General features: G+C 42.3%; 17 protein-coding genes. 12 read left to right on the forward strand and 5 right to left on the reverse strand.

What is annotated here, in order from left to right; all coding sequences use genetic code 11:
• Positions 1-39: 39 nt before the first annotated feature.
• The 4 genes from ABQ275_RS04805 (at position 40) to ABQ275_RS04820 (ending at position 2,918) form a co-directional block, all read left to right on the forward strand.
• Positions 40-774 carry a hypothetical protein gene (locus tag ABQ275_RS04805; RefSeq protein WP_349317141.1) on the forward strand — a complete coding sequence of 245 codons (735 nt, stop codon included), beginning with the start codon at positions 40-42 and terminating at the stop codon, positions 772-774.
• 244 nt (positions 775-1,018) lie between these two features.
• Positions 1,019-1,264, forward strand: a complete 246-nt coding sequence (locus ABQ275_RS04810; protein ID WP_349318783.1) for an HU family DNA-binding protein — start codon at positions 1,019-1,021, stop codon at positions 1,262-1,264.
• 221 nt (positions 1,265-1,485) lie between these two features.
• The gene (locus ABQ275_RS04815; protein ID WP_349317142.1) at positions 1,486-2,064 is read left to right on the forward strand and encodes a hypothetical protein; all 579 of its coding nucleotides are present in this window, start codon (positions 1,486-1,488) and stop codon (positions 2,062-2,064) included.
• Positions 2,061-2,918, forward strand: a complete 858-nt coding sequence (locus ABQ275_RS04820; RefSeq protein ID WP_349317143.1) for a nucleotidyl transferase AbiEii/AbiGii toxin family protein — start codon at positions 2,061-2,063, stop codon at positions 2,916-2,918. The genes ABQ275_RS04815 and ABQ275_RS04820 overlap by 4 nt, the downstream gene beginning before the upstream one ends.
• A 4-nt stretch (positions 2,919-2,922) precedes the next feature.
• Here the strand turns inward: ABQ275_RS04820 and ABQ275_RS04825 are convergent, their stop codons facing one another.
• Genes ABQ275_RS04825 through ABQ275_RS04835 form a run of 3 tightly spaced genes read right to left on the reverse strand, consistent with a single transcriptional unit; the run spans position 2,923 to position 4,647 of the window.
• On the reverse strand, positions 2,923-3,828 hold the full coding sequence (locus ABQ275_RS04825) for an alpha/beta hydrolase (RefSeq protein ID WP_349317144.1): 906 nt from the start codon (positions 3,826-3,828) through the stop codon (positions 2,923-2,925).
• A 2-nt stretch (positions 3,829-3,830) separates the two neighbouring features.
• Positions 3,831-4,325: an SRPBCC domain-containing protein gene (locus ABQ275_RS04830; protein WP_349317145.1), complete on the reverse strand. Its 495-nt coding sequence runs from the start codon at positions 4,323-4,325 to the stop codon at positions 3,831-3,833.
• Positions 4,312-4,647: a metalloregulator ArsR/SmtB family transcription factor gene (locus ABQ275_RS04835; RefSeq protein WP_349318784.1), complete on the reverse strand. Its 336-nt coding sequence runs from the start codon at positions 4,645-4,647 to the stop codon at positions 4,312-4,314. The genes ABQ275_RS04830 and ABQ275_RS04835 overlap by 14 nt, the downstream gene beginning before the upstream one ends.
• Positions 4,648-4,883: 236 nt before the next feature.
• On the opposite strand from ABQ275_RS04835, the gene ABQ275_RS04840 reads away from it, so the two are divergent.
• Positions 4,884-5,801 (forward strand): sugar phosphate isomerase/epimerase family protein, encoded by a 918-nt coding sequence (locus ABQ275_RS04840; protein ID WP_349317146.1) that lies wholly within the window; start codon positions 4,884-4,886, stop codon positions 5,799-5,801.
• Between the two features lie 111 nt (positions 5,802-5,912).
• On the opposite strand, the gene ABQ275_RS04845 is transcribed toward ABQ275_RS04840, so the two are convergent.
• A complete protein-coding gene (locus tag ABQ275_RS04845) occupies positions 5,913-6,428 on the reverse strand; it encodes a hypothetical protein (RefSeq protein ID WP_349317147.1) in 516 nt (171 codons plus the stop codon).
• 272 nt (positions 6,429-6,700) lie between these two features.
• Between ABQ275_RS04845 and ABQ275_RS04850 the strand changes: the two genes are divergently transcribed.
• From ABQ275_RS04850 to ABQ275_RS04860, 3 genes are all read left to right on the forward strand, one after another.
• The gene (locus ABQ275_RS04850; RefSeq protein ID WP_349317148.1) at positions 6,701-7,876 is read left to right on the forward strand and encodes an MFS transporter; all 1,176 of its coding nucleotides are present in this window, start codon (positions 6,701-6,703) and stop codon (positions 7,874-7,876) included.
• A gap of 23 nt (positions 7,877-7,899) precedes the next feature.
• The gene (locus tag ABQ275_RS04855) at positions 7,900-8,649 is read left to right on the forward strand and encodes a DeoR/GlpR family DNA-binding transcription regulator (protein ID WP_349317149.1); all 750 of its coding nucleotides are present in this window, start codon (positions 7,900-7,902) and stop codon (positions 8,647-8,649) included.
• A 126-nt stretch (positions 8,650-8,775) separates the two neighbouring features.
• On the forward strand, positions 8,776-11,004 hold the full coding sequence (locus ABQ275_RS04860; RefSeq protein ID WP_349317150.1) for a DUF4838 domain-containing protein: 2,229 nt from the start codon (positions 8,776-8,778) through the stop codon (positions 11,002-11,004).
• Between the two features lie 53 nt (positions 11,005-11,057).
• On the opposite strand, the gene ABQ275_RS04865 is transcribed toward ABQ275_RS04860, so the two are convergent.
• Positions 11,058-11,687: a sigma-70 family RNA polymerase sigma factor gene (locus ABQ275_RS04865; protein ID WP_349317151.1), complete on the reverse strand. Its 630-nt coding sequence runs from the start codon at positions 11,685-11,687 to the stop codon at positions 11,058-11,060.
• A 537-nt stretch (positions 11,688-12,224) separates the two neighbouring features.
• Between ABQ275_RS04865 and ABQ275_RS04870 the strand changes: the two genes are divergently transcribed.
• From ABQ275_RS04870 to ABQ275_RS04885, 4 genes are all read left to right on the forward strand, one after another.
• Positions 12,225-13,277 carry a FecR domain-containing protein gene (locus tag ABQ275_RS04870; RefSeq protein WP_349317152.1) on the forward strand — a complete coding sequence of 351 codons (1,053 nt, stop codon included), beginning with the start codon at positions 12,225-12,227 and terminating at the stop codon, positions 13,275-13,277.
• An 82-nt stretch (positions 13,278-13,359) separates the two neighbouring features.
• A complete protein-coding gene (locus ABQ275_RS04875; protein WP_349317153.1) occupies positions 13,360-16,977 on the forward strand; it encodes a TonB-dependent receptor in 3,618 nt (1,205 codons plus the stop codon).
• 32 nt (positions 16,978-17,009) lie between these two features.
• Entirely contained in the window at positions 17,010-18,722 is a 1,713-nt protein-coding gene (locus ABQ275_RS04880; RefSeq protein ID WP_349317154.1) for a RagB/SusD family nutrient uptake outer membrane protein, read from the forward strand.
• A 38-nt stretch (positions 18,723-18,760) separates the two neighbouring features.
• Positions 18,761-19,294, forward strand: coding sequence for a gluconate 2-dehydrogenase subunit 3 family protein (locus tag ABQ275_RS04885; RefSeq protein WP_349317155.1), 534 nt, complete (start codon positions 18,761-18,763; stop codon positions 19,292-19,294).
• Positions 19,295-19,297 lie beyond the last annotated feature (3 nt).

Consider the following 19,297-nt stretch of genomic DNA (forward strand, 5'->3'; position numbering starts at 1 on the left):
GATCTTAGTACCCCATTGATCACTTTATAGCTATTATTTATGGCGGAAGTTAGAATCTCGAGTCCCCACCTGGTTTCACAGCTACTTTCCAAAGAGGAGCGGATGAAAAATATCCTGGTACTTGGCCTGGACGGTAAAATTAATGCTGCCGGTGAATGGACTGCTGATCTGGACCTGATCATCAGGTCGATTAAAGTGAGTGTGCTGGGTTTTTCCCGCACCAAAAAATATTATGTAGGCGCTCCGGGCGCTACCCTCCGGTTGGATGTTACAGATGGCGCTGTACAGCAATACTCAAAAGGGAAGCCATTGGAGGTAAATCATACAGAGACGAAGAAAAGTATCGGTAAAATCAGTCTGAAGATTAAACCGGAAATAGAAGCCCACCATGTAAAAGCATCGGTGGCAGAAGTGGAGAAGTCGAGGGATAAAGAGAGTGCCTCAACAAGTAGCTATCCATTTACAGAGATGTGGATTGAAGCGATTAAATATGAAGATCAGGTGGAGTGGAGAATAGACCTCCCCGAAGGTAATCATGTGGTGCGTGATTATTTATTGGGAAACATACCATTTTCGGCTACCATAAAATGGAATATTAAAGAGAAACAGGGAACTTTTTTTGTTGCCCCTTCAGATATCTTTTTTTATAACAAAAAGAATAAGAAAATAGACAAAATGAAAACGTTGTTGATGCGGTTTGCGTTGCATCATTTTCAAAAGGAATCAGTAAAAAATCCGGAAGGGTTAAGGTTTAACTTTGAAATTTATGAGTGACGAAATTCAGATTTCTGAGAAGACATACGCCATACTTCAGCAAATTGAAGCGGCCAGGGAGGTGGACCTGCATCTCCTGGAAAGCCTTTTCCCGGATATAACGGTGGATGAGTTCCGGAATTTTCTGCGCTTAAATCATATCCCCGAGGATATAGATACCCAAAAAATAGTAACACTTCTTTCGGATAAATCAGTTGTTACCCGAAGTCCTACTTCCACTAATAAAGGCGCCCTGATATTAAAGATGGCAACAGAAGCCGGCATTACAAAGAGCGCAGCAGCCCTGGTCATTGATGCGGTGGTGAGTGCGGTTGCATCCACCCTAAAGAAGGGTGAAAGCGTTACTTTACCTGGTTTAGGCACCTTCTCCGTTTCAAAAAGAGCTGCCCGCAATGGCCGGAATCCGCAAACCGGGCAAACGATCAGGATTAAAGCTAAGAAGGTCGCCAGTTTTAAAGCCGGGAAGGTGCTGAGCGAGAAGATCAGGTGATTGAGAGCTTAAAAGTGTCTAATTTTAATAGGATAATCTGTTTTTATTCGATTATCTTATGGAAATTAGACAGAAATAATGATTTTGGTATTATTTTTGTCTAATTTTAACAAGATAATTGGTTTTTGTTCGATTATCTTATTAAAATTAGACATTTTAGTATGACTACAAACCAGGCCATACAATCTTATACCGGACAACTTTTGACACATCAGCTATTGATGTCCATATTAAAGGATTACAAAAGGCCTAATGATAAGATTCATGCACTACTTGATGAGGGTGTTTTAACATCTGTTAAAAGAGGCGTCTATATTGTGGGACCGGCATTACAATCGAAAAAGCCGGAATCATTTCTTTTAGCCAATCATATTTTAGGTCCCAGCTATGTTTCTTTAGATACTGCATTGTCTTATTACGGATTAATTCCTGAACGTGTATTTGAGATTTCTTCTATGACTACTAAAGCTGCCAGGAAATTTACAACACCAGCAGGTATGTTTGCCTATTACCGGTTGTCATTACCCTATTATGCTTTTGGTATCCAGCGGGTAAAATTATCAGACGATCAATACGCACTGGTAGCATCACCGGAAAAAGCACTGTGTGATAAAATAGTTACAACCCCCGGGGTAAAATTAAGAAGCCGGATCAATGTGCTTAATTATTTACTGGAAGATCTGAGAATGGAGGAAGATAGTGTCAAAGAACTAAATACAAATAGCATACAGGATTGGTTACCAGATGCTCCTAAAAAGGATAGTTTATTGATGATGATTAAAACAATCAACAGCTTATGATAAAAGAGTGGCTGGAATCATATAAGCCTGCAAACAAAGAAGAAGCTTTGCAGGCCCTGCGTGAAATCATGCAGGAAATTGCCCTTGCAGGTTTGCAGCGTGCCGGCTTTTTTGAGAAAGCAGCTTTCTATGGGGGAACTGCACTACGTATCTTTTATGGTCTGAATCGTTTTTCAGAAGATCTTGATTTTTCGCTCCTGGAAGTGAATCCCGGCTTTTCTCTGGATAAATATCTTGATGCCATCGTTATTGAATTTGCAGCTTTAGGGATGAATGTGTCTGTCAGAGAGAAACAAAAAACAAATCAGCATAATAATATTGAATCGGCATTTTTAAAATCTGAAACCATTTGGAAGGAATTGATTCTGGAAGACATTATTCCTCAGAACGGGCTTGATCAGAAAGCAAATATCAAAATAAAACTTGAAGTTGATACTGCGCCTCCTTTAGGCTTTGAAACGGAAGAAAGGTTATTGTTGAAACCTTTCTCTTTTTATGTAAAGTGCTTTACTGTTGCAGATCTTTTTGCCGGTAAAATGCATGCATTGTTATTTCGTAAATGGAAGAACAATGTAAAGGGCCGGGACTGGTACGATATGGAATGGTACATCAAAAAAGGTATTTCCTTAAACCTGAAGCACTTTCTGTTAAGAGCAAAGGATAGTGGTGACTGGAATAAGGATACGATTACAGAAGAGGAGTTCAGGGAGCTATTAAGTGTTAAAATAGATACGGTTAATCTTAATCGGGTAAAAGCAGATATCAGTCGTTTTATTCCAGATCCGGAAGTACTGGATATATGGTCAACGCAGTACTTCCATGACCTGGTCACACAACTAAAAATTAATGTATAGCACTTTATTGCGTTGAGTCCAGGAACGCTTCAATCATCGCAACAGTCAAGGTGCGTAGCTGACTGTCTTTTTCCGCTACAGTTATTTCACCGATATAAGCACCATGACCACCTGGCAAAATAGCAAGCCGGCCATGTGGCAGCAATCTGTACATTTCCACGGCGTGTTCCGGGCGGACGATATCCTGATCACCTATGAGTATCATTGTCGGCGCTTTGATGGAGCGGATATCACTATCCGGCCAATCCTTAAACGATAACACGCGTTGCCGGTCCTTATCATGCATGGCTGATAAGCCTTTGGTGTCAGGATTAATGCGGAGGTAAGCATCTTTTAATTGTTGTGGCATATTGTCAAGGGTAGCCTGTTGCATAAACGTCCACAATTGTGGATAAGCTCCATCCCTCTTATAAAAAGCAGATGCTACTACCAGTTTACGTACAATGTCCGGATGACGAATACCTATTTGCATGGCCGTACTCCCGCCATTACTGAAGCCAAAAAAATCGGCGTTTTTGATATGCAGTTGTTGTAATAAGGCAGCCACATCATCCGCATCCTGTTCAAAACTCAATGGCCGATCTATGTCGGCGGTATGCCCATGCGCCTGTAGTTCAACTGCAATGACCTGTCTGCTTTTTGCGAATAAGGGTAATACCTTTCCGAAGGTGGTGGTAATGGTAGAACCGCCACCATGAATGAGTACCAACGGATTGCCTTTGCCATGGATTTCGTAATACATTTTCAGACCGTTAATCGTCGCATAACCGCTGGTACTATCCGTACTTTCCTGCTTTTTTTGACTGGCTGATTCATTTGGTGCGTTACATCCCATCATGCAGGTTGCTATGATAAATGAAAAGAATAGCAATAAAACGGTGAGTGTTGTTTTCCCGGATGTTTTTTTCATTACTATGCTGATTGGTTTGAAATGAGTGCTTCCAGCCGGTTTAGCATGAGGAGCCAACCCTGGTAAGCACCTGTTTGTTTTGCATCTTTTTCTGACATGGTCTGATGCAGGGTAAGTTCAGTTTTATTGCCGTATTCGGTAAACGTGACTGTTAAAATAGTTGCTGCCGGCAACGCAGCACTTTTACCAACATCAACAGGCTCCACGGTGTTGCCTTGTTCATCCGTAATAACGATGGTATATACCAGCCGTTCAGGCGCAACAACTTCCAGGTAGACGCCTTTGCACCAGCAATCACCATGTATAGGGGAGTGGATGCAGGAATGGAAAGTGCCTCCTTTTTGTACATCAATACTTTTAAAAGAGATGGTGCAATCGTCGGGAGCGAACCAACGCAATAATTGCTCGGGTTCTGTCCACGCTTTGAATACAAGTTCTCTCGGCGCATTGAAAATATGCGTGATGTTTACTTCATTTTTGGTGTTACTTTTTTCCATCTTTTTTGGTTTTGGTTTGTACTTCATTCAGGTAATTATCAAGCGCATTAAACCTGGATTTCCAATGCTCTGAGTACTGTGCTACCCAGTCGGCCACCTCGTGGAGTTTTTCAAGCTTTGCTTCACAATATCTTTCCCTGCCTTTCTGCCTGATAACGATGAGTTCACACTCGGTCAGTATTTTTATATGCCTGGAAACGGCCTGCCGGCTGATGTCAAAGGTTTCTGCTATCGCATTCAGGTTTAATGGCTGTTGCGCTATCTGCGCTATTATTTCGCGCCTGGTCGGATCGGCAATGGCCTGGTATACGTCTCGTCTTATTATCATTATGCAATCATTTCGTTGCAAATATATATGCAATCATCTGGTTGCCCAAATATTTTTTTGAAATGGCTTATTCGAATGGAAGAATATGTGAGGCTGAATGCTTGTTCAGCAAGATTTTACTTTGGGTGAGAAATTTTACAGAAATGAATAACCCTACCGGAAAACGAATAAATGTATTATTTTAGGAAAGAATTGATTTCTTATCGTCATTATTACTAAATATTACTACCATGAATATTTCCAGGAGGAGCTTTTTGATGAAAAGCACATTTGCGCTGGCTGGCACCACCCTTTTGTCGCGGCAACTTTTTGCTATGGAGCGGAAAAGGGAAGTTATGGGTATCCAGTTGTATTCTATCCGGGACGATATGAGTAAAGCGCCGCTGCCTACCTTAAAGCTACTGGCAGAGATGGGATATAAAAACGTGGAACATGCCAATTATGTAAACAGGAAGTTTTACGGTTATGGCGCCAAAGATTTTAAAAGAATCCTGAATGATCTTGGACTGACCATGCCCAGCGGCCACACCGTCATGGGCAAACAGCACTGGGATGCTGCAAAAAAGGATTTTACGGATGAGTGGAAGTACACTGTTGAAGATGCGGCCATCATGGGTCAGAAGTTTGTGATCAGCCCCTCGCTGGATGGGAGCATGCGCAAAAATTACGACGACTTTATGGGCTATATGAACGTTTTCAATAAAAGCGGTGAACTGTGCAAAAAATCGGGGATGAAATTTGGTTATCATAACCATGATTTTGAGTTCAGCGAAGAATTGAACGGGCATAAGCTTTTTGATCTTATCCTGGAAAATACAGACCCTTCACTGGTAGCCCAGCAGCTGGATATTGGCAATATGTATCATGCCGGCGGTATGGCGCTGGATGTCATGAAGAAATATCCGGGCAGATTTGAACTGATGCACGTGAAAGATGAAATCAAAGCAGCTACAAAAGGAGAGATGGGAGGAGCATATGAAAGTACGGTGCTGGGCAAAGGTATCATCCCGGTAAAAGAAATAATAGACCTTGGCAGAAAATCCGGCGGTACGAAATATTTCATTATTGAACAGGAATCTTACCAGGATATAACCCCACTGGAATCTGTAAAACAAGACCTGGCCGTTATGAAAAAATGGGGATATTGATATCACATAATTAAAAGATAAACAAGTATTTTTTAGAGCCTCAATTTTATATTGAGGCTTTTCGTTTATGGGTAATCGTTAGCGGATATTTTTTATTTGTTTGTACTGTTTTTAATCCCGCAACCACTTTACCATATGTGGATAAGCGGGTACTTTTAAACGTTGTGCCCTTTTCTCGTTGAAGGTGAGTCCAATTCTTTGCAGCATTGCCAGGCCGATATATTCTTTCTTGCTGCAACTTTCTGTGATATAGCTGCTACCATCCCTGTACCCCTCTTCATGAAAAACAAAGCCGGGATCTATCTCTAAATAAATGGAAGCTGCATAGGACCAGGCAATGGCCATCATTTCCTCGGCTTCTCTATCAGTTCTCTGTATGATGCATTTTTCTGTCAGATTATGACGGTCTCCTGCGGGAACTACCGCAATATGCCCTGCCTCATGTAAAATATCTCCCGGATGCTGAAGGCCATCCCTGTCAATGATGATGACGCCATTCTTTATTAAAAGCCCCGGTAGAAAGCCATCATCGCCGATTGTTCTGAAGGTGGTTTGAATACCAATGGTGTGCAAAAAATCAATACATTTATCGAACTTAATCATTTCCTCATAATCCATATCGTTCATCTTCTCGTTTTATTTAACTCCTGTAACGGGTACTGCAGCTGTGCGGAGTAGTGTGATCATATATCTCCTTTGGCTCATTATTGGGTTCCCGAAGCGTTGAGCATGGAGGGTGCGCTAAGGGACAAAGGTATCCAATTGTACGCTATGATACCTCATTGGCTTCCTGTTGAAGGGATAGAATAGGCTTAATGCCCCGATGAAAAAGTTATTTATTTGCGATATTGTGCGAAATCGCATTTATTTGCATTGTAATTTATATAAATTATCAGCAAATGGGAATAACGGACAGCACAATAAAAGCAAGTAAAGCAACAAAAGCTATTTTCCTGGTATGCGGTCTGGGGATATCCAGCTGGGCGCCTATGGTTCCTTATGCGAAAGACAGGTTGCACCTGAATGATGCCAATTTAGGGCTGCTGCTCTTGTTATTGGGTGGCGGGGCCATCACCATGATGCCACTCAGTGGTGTGCTTGCACATCGATATGGAAGCCGGGTCGTTATCCTTTTTTCCGCATTGCTCATGGCAGTTACACTACCCTTATTATTAATCATGACTTCCGTAGTGTGGATGGGCGTTGTGTTATTTGTTTTTGGTTCCGCTGTTGGTACCGTGGATGTAGCCATGAATACGCATGGCGTACAGGTACAGAACAGGTACGGCAAGCCTGTTATGTCTTCTCTTCACGGACTTTTCAGTGTTGGCGGATTGTTTGGTTCTTTAGGGCTGGGTTTCCTGATGAAGCTTGGCCTGGAGCCAATTACAGCAGCTATCAGCATCGCTGTTTTACTGGTTTTAATTGTATCATGGAAATATACTTCCCTGTTTGATCACGCCACAGAAAAGGCGGTCATCAGCGAATTCTCTTCAGATAATGGCGATACAGCCACTACTTCTTTCTCCTGGTTGACAGGCGGGGTTCTTTTTTTAGGAGCGATGTGCTTCGCAGTCTTTCTTGCGGAAGGAACGATGCTGGATTGGAGCGCCGTTTTTCTTCGTGAAAACAGGGGCATCGAAGAAGAGCTGGCGGGTGTTGGTTATGCGGCCTTTTCAATCGCCATGGCTACCATGCGTTTGTTGGGAGATAAACTTGTTGCCCGTTTGGACAGCAGAACGGTAGTTGTTGCCGGAAGCCTGGTGGCTGCTGCCGGTATGTTTTTGGCTGTTTCTACTCCGTGGATGATAACAGCTTTACTGGGTTTTGTATTACTGGGATTAGGCGCTGCCAATATAGTTCCTGTTTTTATTAGTGAAGGAGGCCGGTTAAAAGACGTACCGGCGACGGTTGCTATTCCGGCGATTACCACAATAGGCTATGCCGGCCAATTGGCAGGACCTGCGATACTGGGTTTTATAGCATACCATTTTTCCCTTCCGATAGCACTCAGTTTTAGTGGTCTTTTATTGATAGTAGTAGCCGCTGCATATGCCTTTAGAAGGAATGTTTAAAATGGTTTAATCTGATTGATATTATGCTAAAGGAAGAACGCTTTGATCATATTCTGGGCCTGCTGAAACAAGACGGCAAGGTCACGTATGAATTCCTGGCCAGTGATCTGAAGGTATCAGAAGATACCATCAGGAGGGATATTGAAATTCTTCATAGTAACGGATTGCTGTCGAAAGTACGCGGAGGTGCTATTCCACGATCCGGCAACCCTTTAAATTTTCAGGACCGTTCTGATTACCTGTCGGCAGGAAAAGAAATCATTGCTTTAAAAGCACTGCAATTTATAAAGAACGGACAAACCCTGTTTATGGATGGTGGTACCACCGTATGCGCTATTGCGGCTTATTTTTTACCTGATATCAGTATCCGGGTAGTCACCAACAACCAGGCGCTTATTCCCATTCTTACAAAATATAAACAGGTTGAAATGATTGTTTTAGGCGGGACTTATGACCGCAATACGGAAACAACTACCGGTGTCAGAACCTGCGAAGAGGTGAAGAAACATGTCGCTGACCTTTACCTGATGGGTACTTGCGCGGTTGAACGTAAATTCGGTATTACAGCAGCTTTACAACAGGATGGAGAAGTAAAACAAGCGATGCTGCATGCTTCTATGAAAACAATTGCCCTGAGCAACAGCGAAAAGCTGGGGAGCACAGATCATTTTAAAGTATGTGGTATCGAAGACATTGATGCACTCATCACAGATCTTCCAAGCGATGACAGCAGACTGGATACTTACAGGAATCTGGGCGTTAAACTAATCTAGTGTCTTGTTCGCTGTAAATAGTGATCCTGATTCCCTTTCATGCATGTTGATATTATCTTATTTATTTAATGGAATTTTATATCTTGTAAAATAAGGTCATTGAATAATTAATTGAAACTATACTGCATGAAGTCGCTGTTTTTAGTTGTTTGTTTGTTCGCAACTAGTTCTCTTTGGGGAAACCCGCCAGGTAAATTAATTACTGAAGGTAAAAGTGATTATAAAATCTTTGTTTCGGAAAGCGCCTCAGATCCTGAGCAGCGTGCGGCAAGGGAACTACAAAAGTATCTTCAAAAGGTGAGTGGTTGTTTTATGGAAATTACCCATGAAACAAAACCGGACGCCAAATTGATCTATATTGGTTTTACAGGTGCGCCGGAAACATTACTTAAAAATCTGCAACCAAAGGAGTTTGGTAAAGAAGAGTATATCATCCGCTCGGATGGGGACCAGTTGCTGATTGCCGGCGGAGCGCCCCGGGGAACTTTATATGGCGTGATTGGTTATTTATCTGATTACCTGGATTGCCGTTGGTATACCCGCGAAGTAATCAAAACACCTAAACAAACAACCATTACCCTATCCCAAATTGAAGACCGTCAGAAGCCTGTCTTTGTAAACCGCGAAGCCTGGTACCGCGAAGCCTATAATCCTGAATGGGCCATGCATAACCGGCTGAATCCTACCATCGTTCCGCTGCCCGATTCAATGGGTGGCAGTTACATTGCTTACCCGTTTGCCCATACCTTCAGCCAGTTGGTGCCATCGGAAAAGCATTTTTCCACACACCCGGAATATTTTGCAGAGGTCAACGGAAAGCGGCTCAATGGCCCGAATCCACAGCTTTGCCTGACTAATCCGGCAGTAGTAAAGATAGCAACCGCACAGGTTTTTGAATGGATAAAAGAACATCCGGAAGCCAATATTTTTTCTATCGATCAAAATGACGGAGAAGGAAACTGTACATGTAAAGATTGTAAAAAAATAGACGATGCGGAAGGAAGTCCATCCGGCTCCTTATTAACTTTTGTAAACCAGATTGCTGATACTGTTGGAAAAGTGTATCCTGCTGTTAATCTCCGCACCTTTGCCTATGCCTATACAGAAGTGCCGCCCAGAAATATCCGTCCTGCCGATAACGTGACCATCCGCCTTTGCCATTACCAGTATTGTTCGGCGCATCCACTGACAGGATGTGATGATCATAAACCGTTCATTGAGCGGTTTAATGCGTGGAAAAAAATTGCCAAACACATTTCGATCTGGGATTACTATACAGACTTTGCCCAATTCCTGATGCCCTTTCCCAATTTTGAAAGTTTTAAACACGACATTAAATGGTATGCAGACCATGGCGTGGAAAGCATTTTCGCTCAGGGAAACAACGTTCCCGATAATGGAGGCGGAGAATTTTCTGAGTTACGCGCCTGGGTCATTTCACAATTATTGTGGAATGCAAACCGTGATCCGCAGGCACTCGTGGATGAATATGTGAACAATGTATATGGCGATGCTGCTCCGTTTATATCCGGCTATATCAAGCTGCTACATGATGAGGTTAAAAAAGATAATCTTCATTTCAGTATATGGCTGCGGCCAGAGGAGGTTAAATATTTAAGCGTACCAGTTATGCAGAAAGCAGATAGCCTGTTCGGGCAGGCGCTGAAAGCAGCTGCCGGCGATACGGATCTGATCAACCGGGTAGAACTGGCTTACTTGCCTGTTTTATATATCAAACTCTATTTCTATTCCACTGGTGGTACCGCATATCTGAACAAGAAAGAGGTGCCTTATACTTTTGACCGATTTAAGAAAATTATTGCCCGCCATCAGATTAAGGCGACCAGCGAAGACGAAAAGTCTTATGGAGGCCTGGCTGGATTTATGAAGAATGTGGAGAGCAGTGCTACATTTTATACAGACTGGTGGTTGATCGGTCCCTTTAATGATACAGATAGCAAAGGGCTGCAAACATCTTTTCTGCCGGAAAACTCCCTGGACATCAGGAAGGTCTATCCCGGCAATGGCAGCAAAACGACCTGGATAAAACATGAAAACAAGGCATCGGGATATATTGATTTCACCAGCATATTTACGCCAACAGAAAAGGTAGTGGCATATGCACAGCGAACTATTACAACAGCAACAGCGAAACCAATGAAATTCGGTGTGGGAAGTAATGATGGGGTAAGGGTCTGGATCAATGGAAAACTGGTGCTGGACCGGCCTGTTGCCCGCAAAGCGAAACCCAATGAGGATATTATCGATGTTAATTTGAAAAAAGGAGAAAATACGATCCTTGTAAAAGTGAATCAACTTAAAGGTGGCTGGGGCTTTTATTTCGCGGAGTTGTAGCTTTATTAACTCCTACCTGCGCTTTCTTTGGAAGGATGCTTTCTGTCTCAGGTTTAAGTTACCGGTGGGGCAGGAGTGGTTGCTATATCCAGGTTTTTCCGCAGGGATCTGATGGCTTTATAAATAAATTTACGGGCGGTTTGATAGTTGATAGACATGATCGAAGTGATTTCTTCGTATGTTTTTTCTTCATAGAATTTCAGATAGATTGCCTGTTTCTGCCTTGGGGGTAGTTGTTCTATGGCCAGGGTTAACTTGTCAGTCTTTTCTTTTAGTAACTGCGTTACTATCATATGATTCTCATGAGAAGAAGTATATTGATCATTCAATTCAGCAGTCATTATTCTATCCTTATCAAGCTGTCTTCTTAATACCACCAGCTTCCGCAGCAATAATCTTCTAAGGGATGTGATCAGGTAATATTTAACGGTATTTACTTCCGGTAACGTTTCCCGGTCTTTCCATAATTTCAGAAACAGTTCCTGGATACAGTCTTCAACAACATCCGGCGCATAAAAGAATTTTATGCCGATATGATATAATACGGGATTATATTTTTTGAAAATAAATTCAAATGCTTTCTTGTCACCTTGCTTGAATTTTGTCCATGCCCCTTCAACGGAAATGCTTTCAAATTTTTCAGCACTAATATATGTATGGTCTGTATTTGCTTTAGACAGCATGTTTAATTTTTTATGTTGCGTTCTTCGTAGTGGATGCTTCGTGGTAAGGATGTTTGTTTCCCTGGATTTTGGTCAGCTAAAAGCATTATTTTTTATAAGGAACTTTCGAAAGGTGGATTATTCATTTAAAGTTAACGTTCCTGCCAACTTTTAAATGTTCAGCTTGTGGGGAGCTGACGCGGAATTTTAAACTTCATTTTTAAATAAATCCGGGAGATATTAAAAATGGAAAAAAAGGAACATTCCTCCCAAAATAGTTAAGTTTTTCTGTTTTTCAAAAATTGTTTACCTGATAATTTTTAATAAAAGTATTTATTCATCTCTCTCTCAAACAAAAACCGGCTGGCACTTTTCCAGTATAGCGTTAATGCCAGACCCTTCGTCAGCGCCCGCTGATCGGCCCTTCCAGCAAAAAGATCCGGATCTTTTTATTTTCTTTAAATATTTTTTTGACAAGAGGGCTACAAAACCAGGTTTATGTGTTCTTAATAGGGGGAACAATATTGTTTCTCATTGAAAACTAAGCAGTGCATCCGCATGAAGCATGATAATAATACAGTAGAATTTCTTCTTATGAGCGATGATTTCAGGAGATGGGTGTTATCCCCTGACCGGGCAAATCATCTCTTTTGGGAAAAATGGATGGCTGAAAATGATGAAAGACCAGGTTTGGTAGCGGAAGCCCGAAACATCATACTGGCCGCGGAATTTGATGATGTAAAAATCTACGAAGAAAAGAATGTTACAGCCTGGGAAAGATTAAACAATAAAATAAACGAAGACCCGGTTGAGTACGATGATCTGCCGGCTCAGCAAACAACAAAGAAAGACAAATTTTTTAAACGGATTTCCGGCCGTAAAATCATATTCAGGGCGGCGGCAATACTTGTGGGAGTATTGTTGTCGGGCGCTGTTTATTATTTTCTCCAGGAAAAAAATACAGTTAAGTATGTAACAAATTATGGGGAGATCAAGACTGTTACCTTACCTGATGGCTCTGTTGTAACGCTGAATGCCAATTCTGTTTTAAGTTTTGAAACCAACTGGAGTACCAAAACAAATCGCGAGGTCTGGATTAAAGGCCAGGCCTTTTTCGACGTACACAAAGGGGCGAATGCGGCCAGCAAAGTATTTATTGTTCATTCGGACAACCTGGATGTAGAAGTATTAGGAACCACGTTTGATGTCAACAACCGCCGGAACCGCACCAGGGTGGTTTTAAGCACGGGTAAAGTAAAATTAAAAACACTGCATTCAAATGCGGATTCATTGATTATGCATCCGGGAGAACTAACAGAATTTGCGGATAAAAAAAGTGGATTTGCTACCAGGGTAGTGAAAACGGATGCTTATACTTCATGGAGAAATAATGAACTGATATTTAATGGAAATACGATTGGTGAGATTAGCAGATTGCTGGAAGATAATTACGGGTATAAGGTGGTAATAAAAAACGAAGGCATTTCCGAAAGAAGGTTCAATGGTAGCTTTCCTGCAAACGATCCGGATATCCTGTTAACGGCTTTATCAGAATCATTCCGTGTGAAAGTGATAAAGAAAGGTCAACAAATCGTCATTGAGAATTACTAGCAAATGATCTTATATAACATAGGCTTCTAAATTTATATTTATGAGTTATCCTTTACAATTCCTCTTTTTCAAAAATGGAAACATGCCGCACCGATCATCATTTTCCATCAATGGAAAGGCGCTGGCGCTGTTTATAACATTGCTCTTCTTCCTGCAGTTTAATTCCATGGCGCAGGATCTTGCATCTGCAAAAGTACCCGGGGAATTGCAGTATTCAGGTAAGAAAGCAGAGAAGCAAAGGCCGTTGCAAATTGTATTGAATGAACTCGAATCTCAATATAAAGTGAGCTTCGCATTCGAATTGAGCGTTGTTGATAAGAAATTGGTAAGTCAAAGCAAGGTTATTCCCAATGATCTTGAAAATACACTGAACGCCTTGTTGTCTCCTTTGGGATTGCAGTATAAAAAATTAGACGGGGTCCATTATGTAATACAGCCTGTTGAAAACAAAACGGAAAAGAACAGCAAAACACCGGATGCTGATCGTTATTCCGGTTCCGCCGTGAAGCAACCAGTCATTACAGCGGATGTTACAGTAAAGGGAAAAGTTACATCTGCAAAAGATGGTACCCCTTTAATTGGCGTGAGTGTTTTGGTGAAAGGTACTGTAAAGGGAACGGCCACAGATGTGGAAGGAAACTACACGCTCACATTTCCCGATGCGAACAATACCCTGGTATTTTCTTTTATCGGATACAGTGCGCAGGAAGTTGAAATAAACGGTAGAAGTTCCATCAACGTTGCTTTGGCAGAGGGCATTCAGAACCTGGAGAGAGTAGTTATTACAGGTTATTCTACCCAAAGGAAAAGGGATATCACCGGGTCAGTTACCGTGGTGGATATTGATCAGTTGAAAGCAACGCCTTCTTCCAATTTCGGACAGCAGCTACAAGGTAAAGCAGCCGGTGTAACGATTGGTACACAAGGCGCTCCGGGCGCCAGCTCAACGATCCGTATCCGTGGTATCGGAACGGTAAACAGTAACGGACCGCTTTATATAATTGATGGCGTATCCACCCGTAACCAGGATTTAAATTCAATCAACCCCAATGATATTGAGTCCATGCAAATTCTGAAAGATGCTTCTTCCGCTTCTATTTATGGCGCTCAGGCATCCAATGGCGTAATTATCATCACCACCAAAAAAGGAAAACTGGGCCGTCCGCGTATTACTTATGACGCCTATTATTCCGTCACTTCCCCGGCTAAATTTCTGGACCTGTTAGATACACGCGACCGCGTTGATCTTATGTGGAAAGGAAAATTAAATGCCGCACAAATCCGGGGCACTTCAAATGTTCCTTCACATCCGCAATTCGGAACGGGACCTACACCAACCTTCCCCAAATATATCACACCGCAGGCCAGCAACGGCCCTTTTACGGCAGCTGACTGGACAGAAAAGAACCGCATCACAGAACTTTCTGATGGAACCGACTGGTACAAAGAATCTACCCAGAACGCACCTACGCAAAGTCATCAGTTAACATTATCCGGCGCCAGCGAATCAGCCCAGTATTTATTGGGACTAAACTATTTTGATCAGAAAGGTATCTTCCTTAATTCTTATTATAAACGTTATTCTGCCCGTATCAACACACAGTTTAATGTGCGGAAATGGTTACGTGTCGGAGAAAATGTAACATTGAACTTCTCCAATGATAACCGCTTCACCGATCAGAGCGAGAGTAATCCATTGTCCTGGTCGTACCGTATGGTGCCCTGGGTACCTGTGTATGATATCACCGGAAGGTTTGCCGGCACAAAGGCAAATGGTTCGGGCAACGGCCAAAACCCCGTGGCGATACTGAACCGTGGGAAAGACAATTTTAACACCAACCTCCGTATCCTGGGTAATATTTTTGCAGAAGCAGATATAATTTCCGGTTTGAAATTTCGCACGAGCTTCGGATTGGATCATGGAAGATCCAATTCCTACTCGATGACTAAACTGGACCCTGAATTTTCCGAAACAACAAACCGTAACCAGTTTACCGAGAGCGCCAATTATAATTACAGATACGTTTGGAGCAATACATTGAATTATGAAAAGACCATCAACAGCGTTCATAGCATTAAAGGGCTGGTTGGCGCCGAATTCATTAAAGATGGTATTGGCCGGAACCTGAGTGGCAGCCGTTATGGATATTTATTTGAAGACAATGTGAATACCTGGACGCTTAGCAACGGTGGTTCAAAAGATTTAAGTAATCTTTCAGCATGGAATGGTGAAATGGCCTTATTCGGCATCTTCGGCCGTGTGGATTATGAATACAATAACCGTTATTTATTTACAGGTATCATTCGCCGCGATGGTTCATCCCGTTTCTCACCATCTAACCGTTACGGGGTTTTCCCATCAGCATCTGTAGGATGGCGTATCTCCCAGGAAAATTTCATGAAAGAAGTTGATTGGGTGGATGACCTGAAACTCCGCGCAGGATACGGCGTAACAGGCAACTCCGAGATTCCCCGCGTTACAAACTGGGCGGATGAGTATATCACTAATCCTCCGCAAACAAACTACGATTTTGATGGAACCCAGGGTTCTGCTTTTACAGGGTTTGCATTATCCAGGTATGGAAATTCAGATACCAAATGGGAGACAACCAAAATGCTGAATGTGGGTTTCGATGCTACCTTGTTTCATGGTAAACTGGAAGCTAATATCGAATACTATGTGAAGAAAACATCTGATATGCTGGTAGTGGACAATTACTCTTCATTAGCCGGAACGGCTACACCACCCTATGTGAACCTGGGTAATATGGAAAACAAAGGTTGGGATATTGCCTTAAATCATAAAGGGAATATGGGTAAAGTAGGCTATAACGTTGGCTTCAATATTTCCACCTATCAGAATAAAGTACTCAGATTAAACAGGGCTGCCGGTACCCGGATTTTTGGCGGCGCCACCCGTTATGGCAATGTAACCGTTACACAACAGGGAAGCCCCATTTCACAGTTTTATGGCTACAACATCAAAGGGTTTTATACCAGTGAAGAAGATGTATTGGCATATAAAGGAACTACCGGCGACAGAAAAGGATTACCGGTACTGCCTATCAGCGTGGCCGGTGATGGTAACCTGGTTGCAAAGGAATGGGTAGGTAAATACATTTTTGAAGATGTAAATGGTGACGGCAGAATTAATGCAGACGATAAAACCATTATCGGTAATCCAAACCCCGATTTCACAGGAGGGGTAAGTCTTGGATTAAATTATAAAAATTTCGACCTGAGTGCTTTTTTGTATGCTTCTGTAGGAAATGATATTTACAACCAGGTGAAATGGTGGACTGATTTCCAGTCGCAGGATGGCAACCGCTCCGCCACCATGCGTGATAAATCATGGGAACCTGGAAAGAAAGATGCTGTACTGCCCATTCTGGATGAAGGAGATATTTTCTCCAATGGAGATGCCAATTCCTATTTTGTAGAAGATGGTACTTTTCTCCGCATGCAAACATTGAGTTTAGGATATACACTTCCTAAAACCGTACTAACAAAAATCGGTATTCAAAATTTCCGGCTCTACCTGCAGGCAGTCAATTTATTTACACTCACAAAATATACCGGCCTGGATCCTGAAGTTATGAATAACAGTATGGGTGATACCGGGGATATAACAAAAGGTGTTGATTATGGTCGTTGGCCTCAATCGAGACAGTTCCTGCTAGGACTTAACGTGACTTTTTAATCTCCCTTTTTTTAATGATAAAAAAAATAAAGATGAGAAATACATCATTGATTTTTTCGATCGCCACATGGATGCTAATCTTTACTTCATGTAATAAGGCGCTGGATTTACGGCCGCAAGGGAGTATTGATAAAGTAGCATTGTCTGATGCAAATGGTATTGACCTGATAGTGACCAATGCTTATGCTTCTTTAACCCAGAGCCTGAGAGGAGGTACACCTGCTAACTGGTCTTTTGGTTCCATTTATGGTGGAGATGCCAATAAAGGATCCACCCCCGGTGATGGACCTGCCGCAATGATCCAGATTGAATTCTATAATATCCTTTCAAATAATGAATGGTGTCTTGAAAAGTGGAACTTCAATTATCAGCTGATTAAAAACGCCAATCACGCGATGAATTTTGTTAATTCCGCAGGCGATAATGTGAATGCCGATTTAAAAAAGAAAAGAAAGGGAGAATTATTATTTTTACGTGCTTTGGGATATTTTGAATTACGCCGGTTCTTCAAAATGGTGCCTTATGTTGACGATGTGCTGGAAGCTACTGACAATAATCCCAAGGTAAAGAATGATACAGACATCTATCCGAAGATAGAAGCGGACCTGGTGGAGGCTATAGGGCTGCTGCCGGAAGTGCAGGATAATGTTGGCCGTGTCAACAAGTGGGCTGCGCAGGCGCTTTTATGCAAGGTGTATATGTATGAAAACAAGTTCTCTGCCGCAGCACCGTTGTTAAAGGGAATAATAGATCTCGGCATGAATTCCAGGGGGGTGAAGTATCAGTTAACACCAAAGTATAGCGACAACTTCAATATCGCTACGGAGAATAACAGTGAAACCGTATTTGCTATCCAGCATTCAACCGATGATCCGGCTGGTGGTAATGCAGATCCGGGAATGATTGGCAATCAGCCTTATGGCTCTGCAGGTGTTATTGCCGGCTGGGGTTTATTCCAACCCTCTTTCTCACTGGTTAATTCATTCCAGGTGGATGCAGCCGGATTGCCAAAACTGGATGGCTCTTATATGAACAGCGTCATCCCGGGCTGCAACGTTGCGGGGGCGAATGGTGTTACTGATATAGCAGACAAAACGATGCCGGTTGATCCCCGTCTGGATCATACTGTTGGTCGCCGGGGTGTACCCTATTATGATTGGGGCATGATGAAAGAAGATTGGGTAAGGGATGCGGCGAACGGAGGTTTTTTTCTGCCAAAGAAAAATGTATGGAGAAAAACGGATGTTTATTATACCAGCAAACTTTCGGCGCTGAATACAAATCTGATCCGTTTCGCAGATGTGTTGTTGTGGTATGCGGAGGCATTAGCTGAAACAGATAAGCCCGCAGATGGGCGTATGTATGTGAATATAGTGAGGGCGCGTGCTGCCAATGACCTGGTGATGTTAAACGGACAGCCCGCAGCTAATTACAAAGTGAGTGAGTACCCTGCCAGCTATTTCGACAGCAAGGAAAAAGCACTGAAAGCAATACGCTTCGAACGTAAACTGGAGTTTGGTATGGAAGGAACACGTTTCTTTGATTTACAACGTTGGGGCTATGCCGTAGCCAAGGAAGAACTGGGCTACTATATATTGAAAGAAAAGGAGCATCTCAGCAAGTTTGCCGCGGTACCTGCCTTCTCTGAATACAAAATGGTTTTCCCTATTCCTGAAACACAAATATTAAGTATGGGCAATGCCGAAGACGGACAACCCTATTTAAAACAGAATCCCGGATATTGAGATGGCATAAAAGACAACTTACTTAAAAGATATTACCCATGGAAAGGCGTGCAGCTATAAGAAACCTATTAATTATATCAGGAGGAATAACATTGTTGCCCTCCTGCCTGGGAACGCAGAAAAAGCAGGTTTCTGCCGGATTCAGTAATCTGGATATAAGTGCCGATCAGGAAAAACTGTTGGCTGAAATTGCTGAAACCATTATTCCCGCTACGGATACACCCGGAGCAAAAGCATTGGGTGTGCATCTTTTCGTATTAAAAATGCTGAACGACTGTTATGAGAAAGATCAGCAGGAAGCTTTTATAAAAGGGCTGAAACAGTTGGAGAAAATTACAAAAAAGCAATATGGTGATTCTTTTATGGCTTGTGACAAGGTCGATAGAGAAGCAGTGCTTAAAAACATTGAAACCACTATGAAAGATGCCGGTGATGTTTCTACCTTCTATAAGATCATGAAGCAAAAGACCATCCAGGGATATTTAAACTCAAAATATGTGATGACAAATCTGGTGATCTATGAATTGGTTCCAGGCAGGTACGATGGTTATTTCCCGGTAAAAAACACATAAACG

This window comes from Chitinophaga sp. MM2321, from assembly GCF_964033635.1.
Classification (GTDB): Bacteria; Bacteroidota; Bacteroidia; order Chitinophagales; family Chitinophagaceae; genus Chitinophaga.

What these genes read in the sequence shown, in the direction of transcription:
- ABQ275_RS04870 (WP_349317152.1), top strand. Translation starts at nt 12,225, where the DNA reads ATGAAGCATGATAATAATACAGTAGAATTTCTTCTTATGAGCGATGAT.
- ABQ275_RS04865 (WP_349317151.1), bottom strand. Translation starts at nt 11,687, where the DNA reads ATGCTGTCTAAAGCAAATACAGACCATACATATATTAGTGCTGAAAAA.
- ABQ275_RS04810 (WP_349318783.1), top strand. Translation starts at nt 1,019, where the DNA reads ATGGCAACAGAAGCCGGCATTACAAAGAGCGCAGCAGCCCTGGTCATT.
- ABQ275_RS04875 (WP_349317153.1), top strand. Translation starts at nt 13,360, where the DNA reads ATGCCGCACCGATCATCATTTTCCATCAATGGAAAGGCGCTGGCGCTG.
- ABQ275_RS04860 (WP_349317150.1), top strand. Translation starts at nt 8,776, where the DNA reads ATGAAGTCGCTGTTTTTAGTTGTTTGTTTGTTCGCAACTAGTTCTCTT.
- ABQ275_RS04855 (WP_349317149.1), top strand. Translation starts at nt 7,900, where the DNA reads ATGCTAAAGGAAGAACGCTTTGATCATATTCTGGGCCTGCTGAAACAA.
- ABQ275_RS04880 (WP_349317154.1), top strand. Translation starts at nt 17,010, where the DNA reads ATGAGAAATACATCATTGATTTTTTCGATCGCCACATGGATGCTAATC.
- ABQ275_RS04850 (WP_349317148.1), top strand. Translation starts at nt 6,701, where the DNA reads ATGGGAATAACGGACAGCACAATAAAAGCAAGTAAAGCAACAAAAGCT.
- ABQ275_RS04815 (WP_349317142.1), top strand. Translation starts at nt 1,486, where the DNA reads ATGTCCATATTAAAGGATTACAAAAGGCCTAATGATAAGATTCATGCA.
- ABQ275_RS04820 (WP_349317143.1), top strand. Translation starts at nt 2,061, where the DNA reads ATGATAAAAGAGTGGCTGGAATCATATAAGCCTGCAAACAAAGAAGAA.
- ABQ275_RS04830 (WP_349317145.1), bottom strand. Translation starts at nt 4,325, where the DNA reads ATGGAAAAAAGTAACACCAAAAATGAAGTAAACATCACGCATATTTTC.
- ABQ275_RS04805 (WP_349317141.1), top strand. Translation starts at nt 40, where the DNA reads ATGGCGGAAGTTAGAATCTCGAGTCCCCACCTGGTTTCACAGCTACTT.
- ABQ275_RS04825 (WP_349317144.1), bottom strand. Translation starts at nt 3,828, where the DNA reads ATGAAAAAAACATCCGGGAAAACAACACTCACCGTTTTATTGCTATTC.
- ABQ275_RS04845 (WP_349317147.1), bottom strand. Translation starts at nt 6,428, where the DNA reads ATGAACGATATGGATTATGAGGAAATGATTAAGTTCGATAAATGTATT.
- ABQ275_RS04885 (WP_349317155.1), top strand. Translation starts at nt 18,761, where the DNA reads ATGGAAAGGCGTGCAGCTATAAGAAACCTATTAATTATATCAGGAGGA.
- ABQ275_RS04840 (WP_349317146.1), top strand. Translation starts at nt 4,884, where the DNA reads ATGAATATTTCCAGGAGGAGCTTTTTGATGAAAAGCACATTTGCGCTG.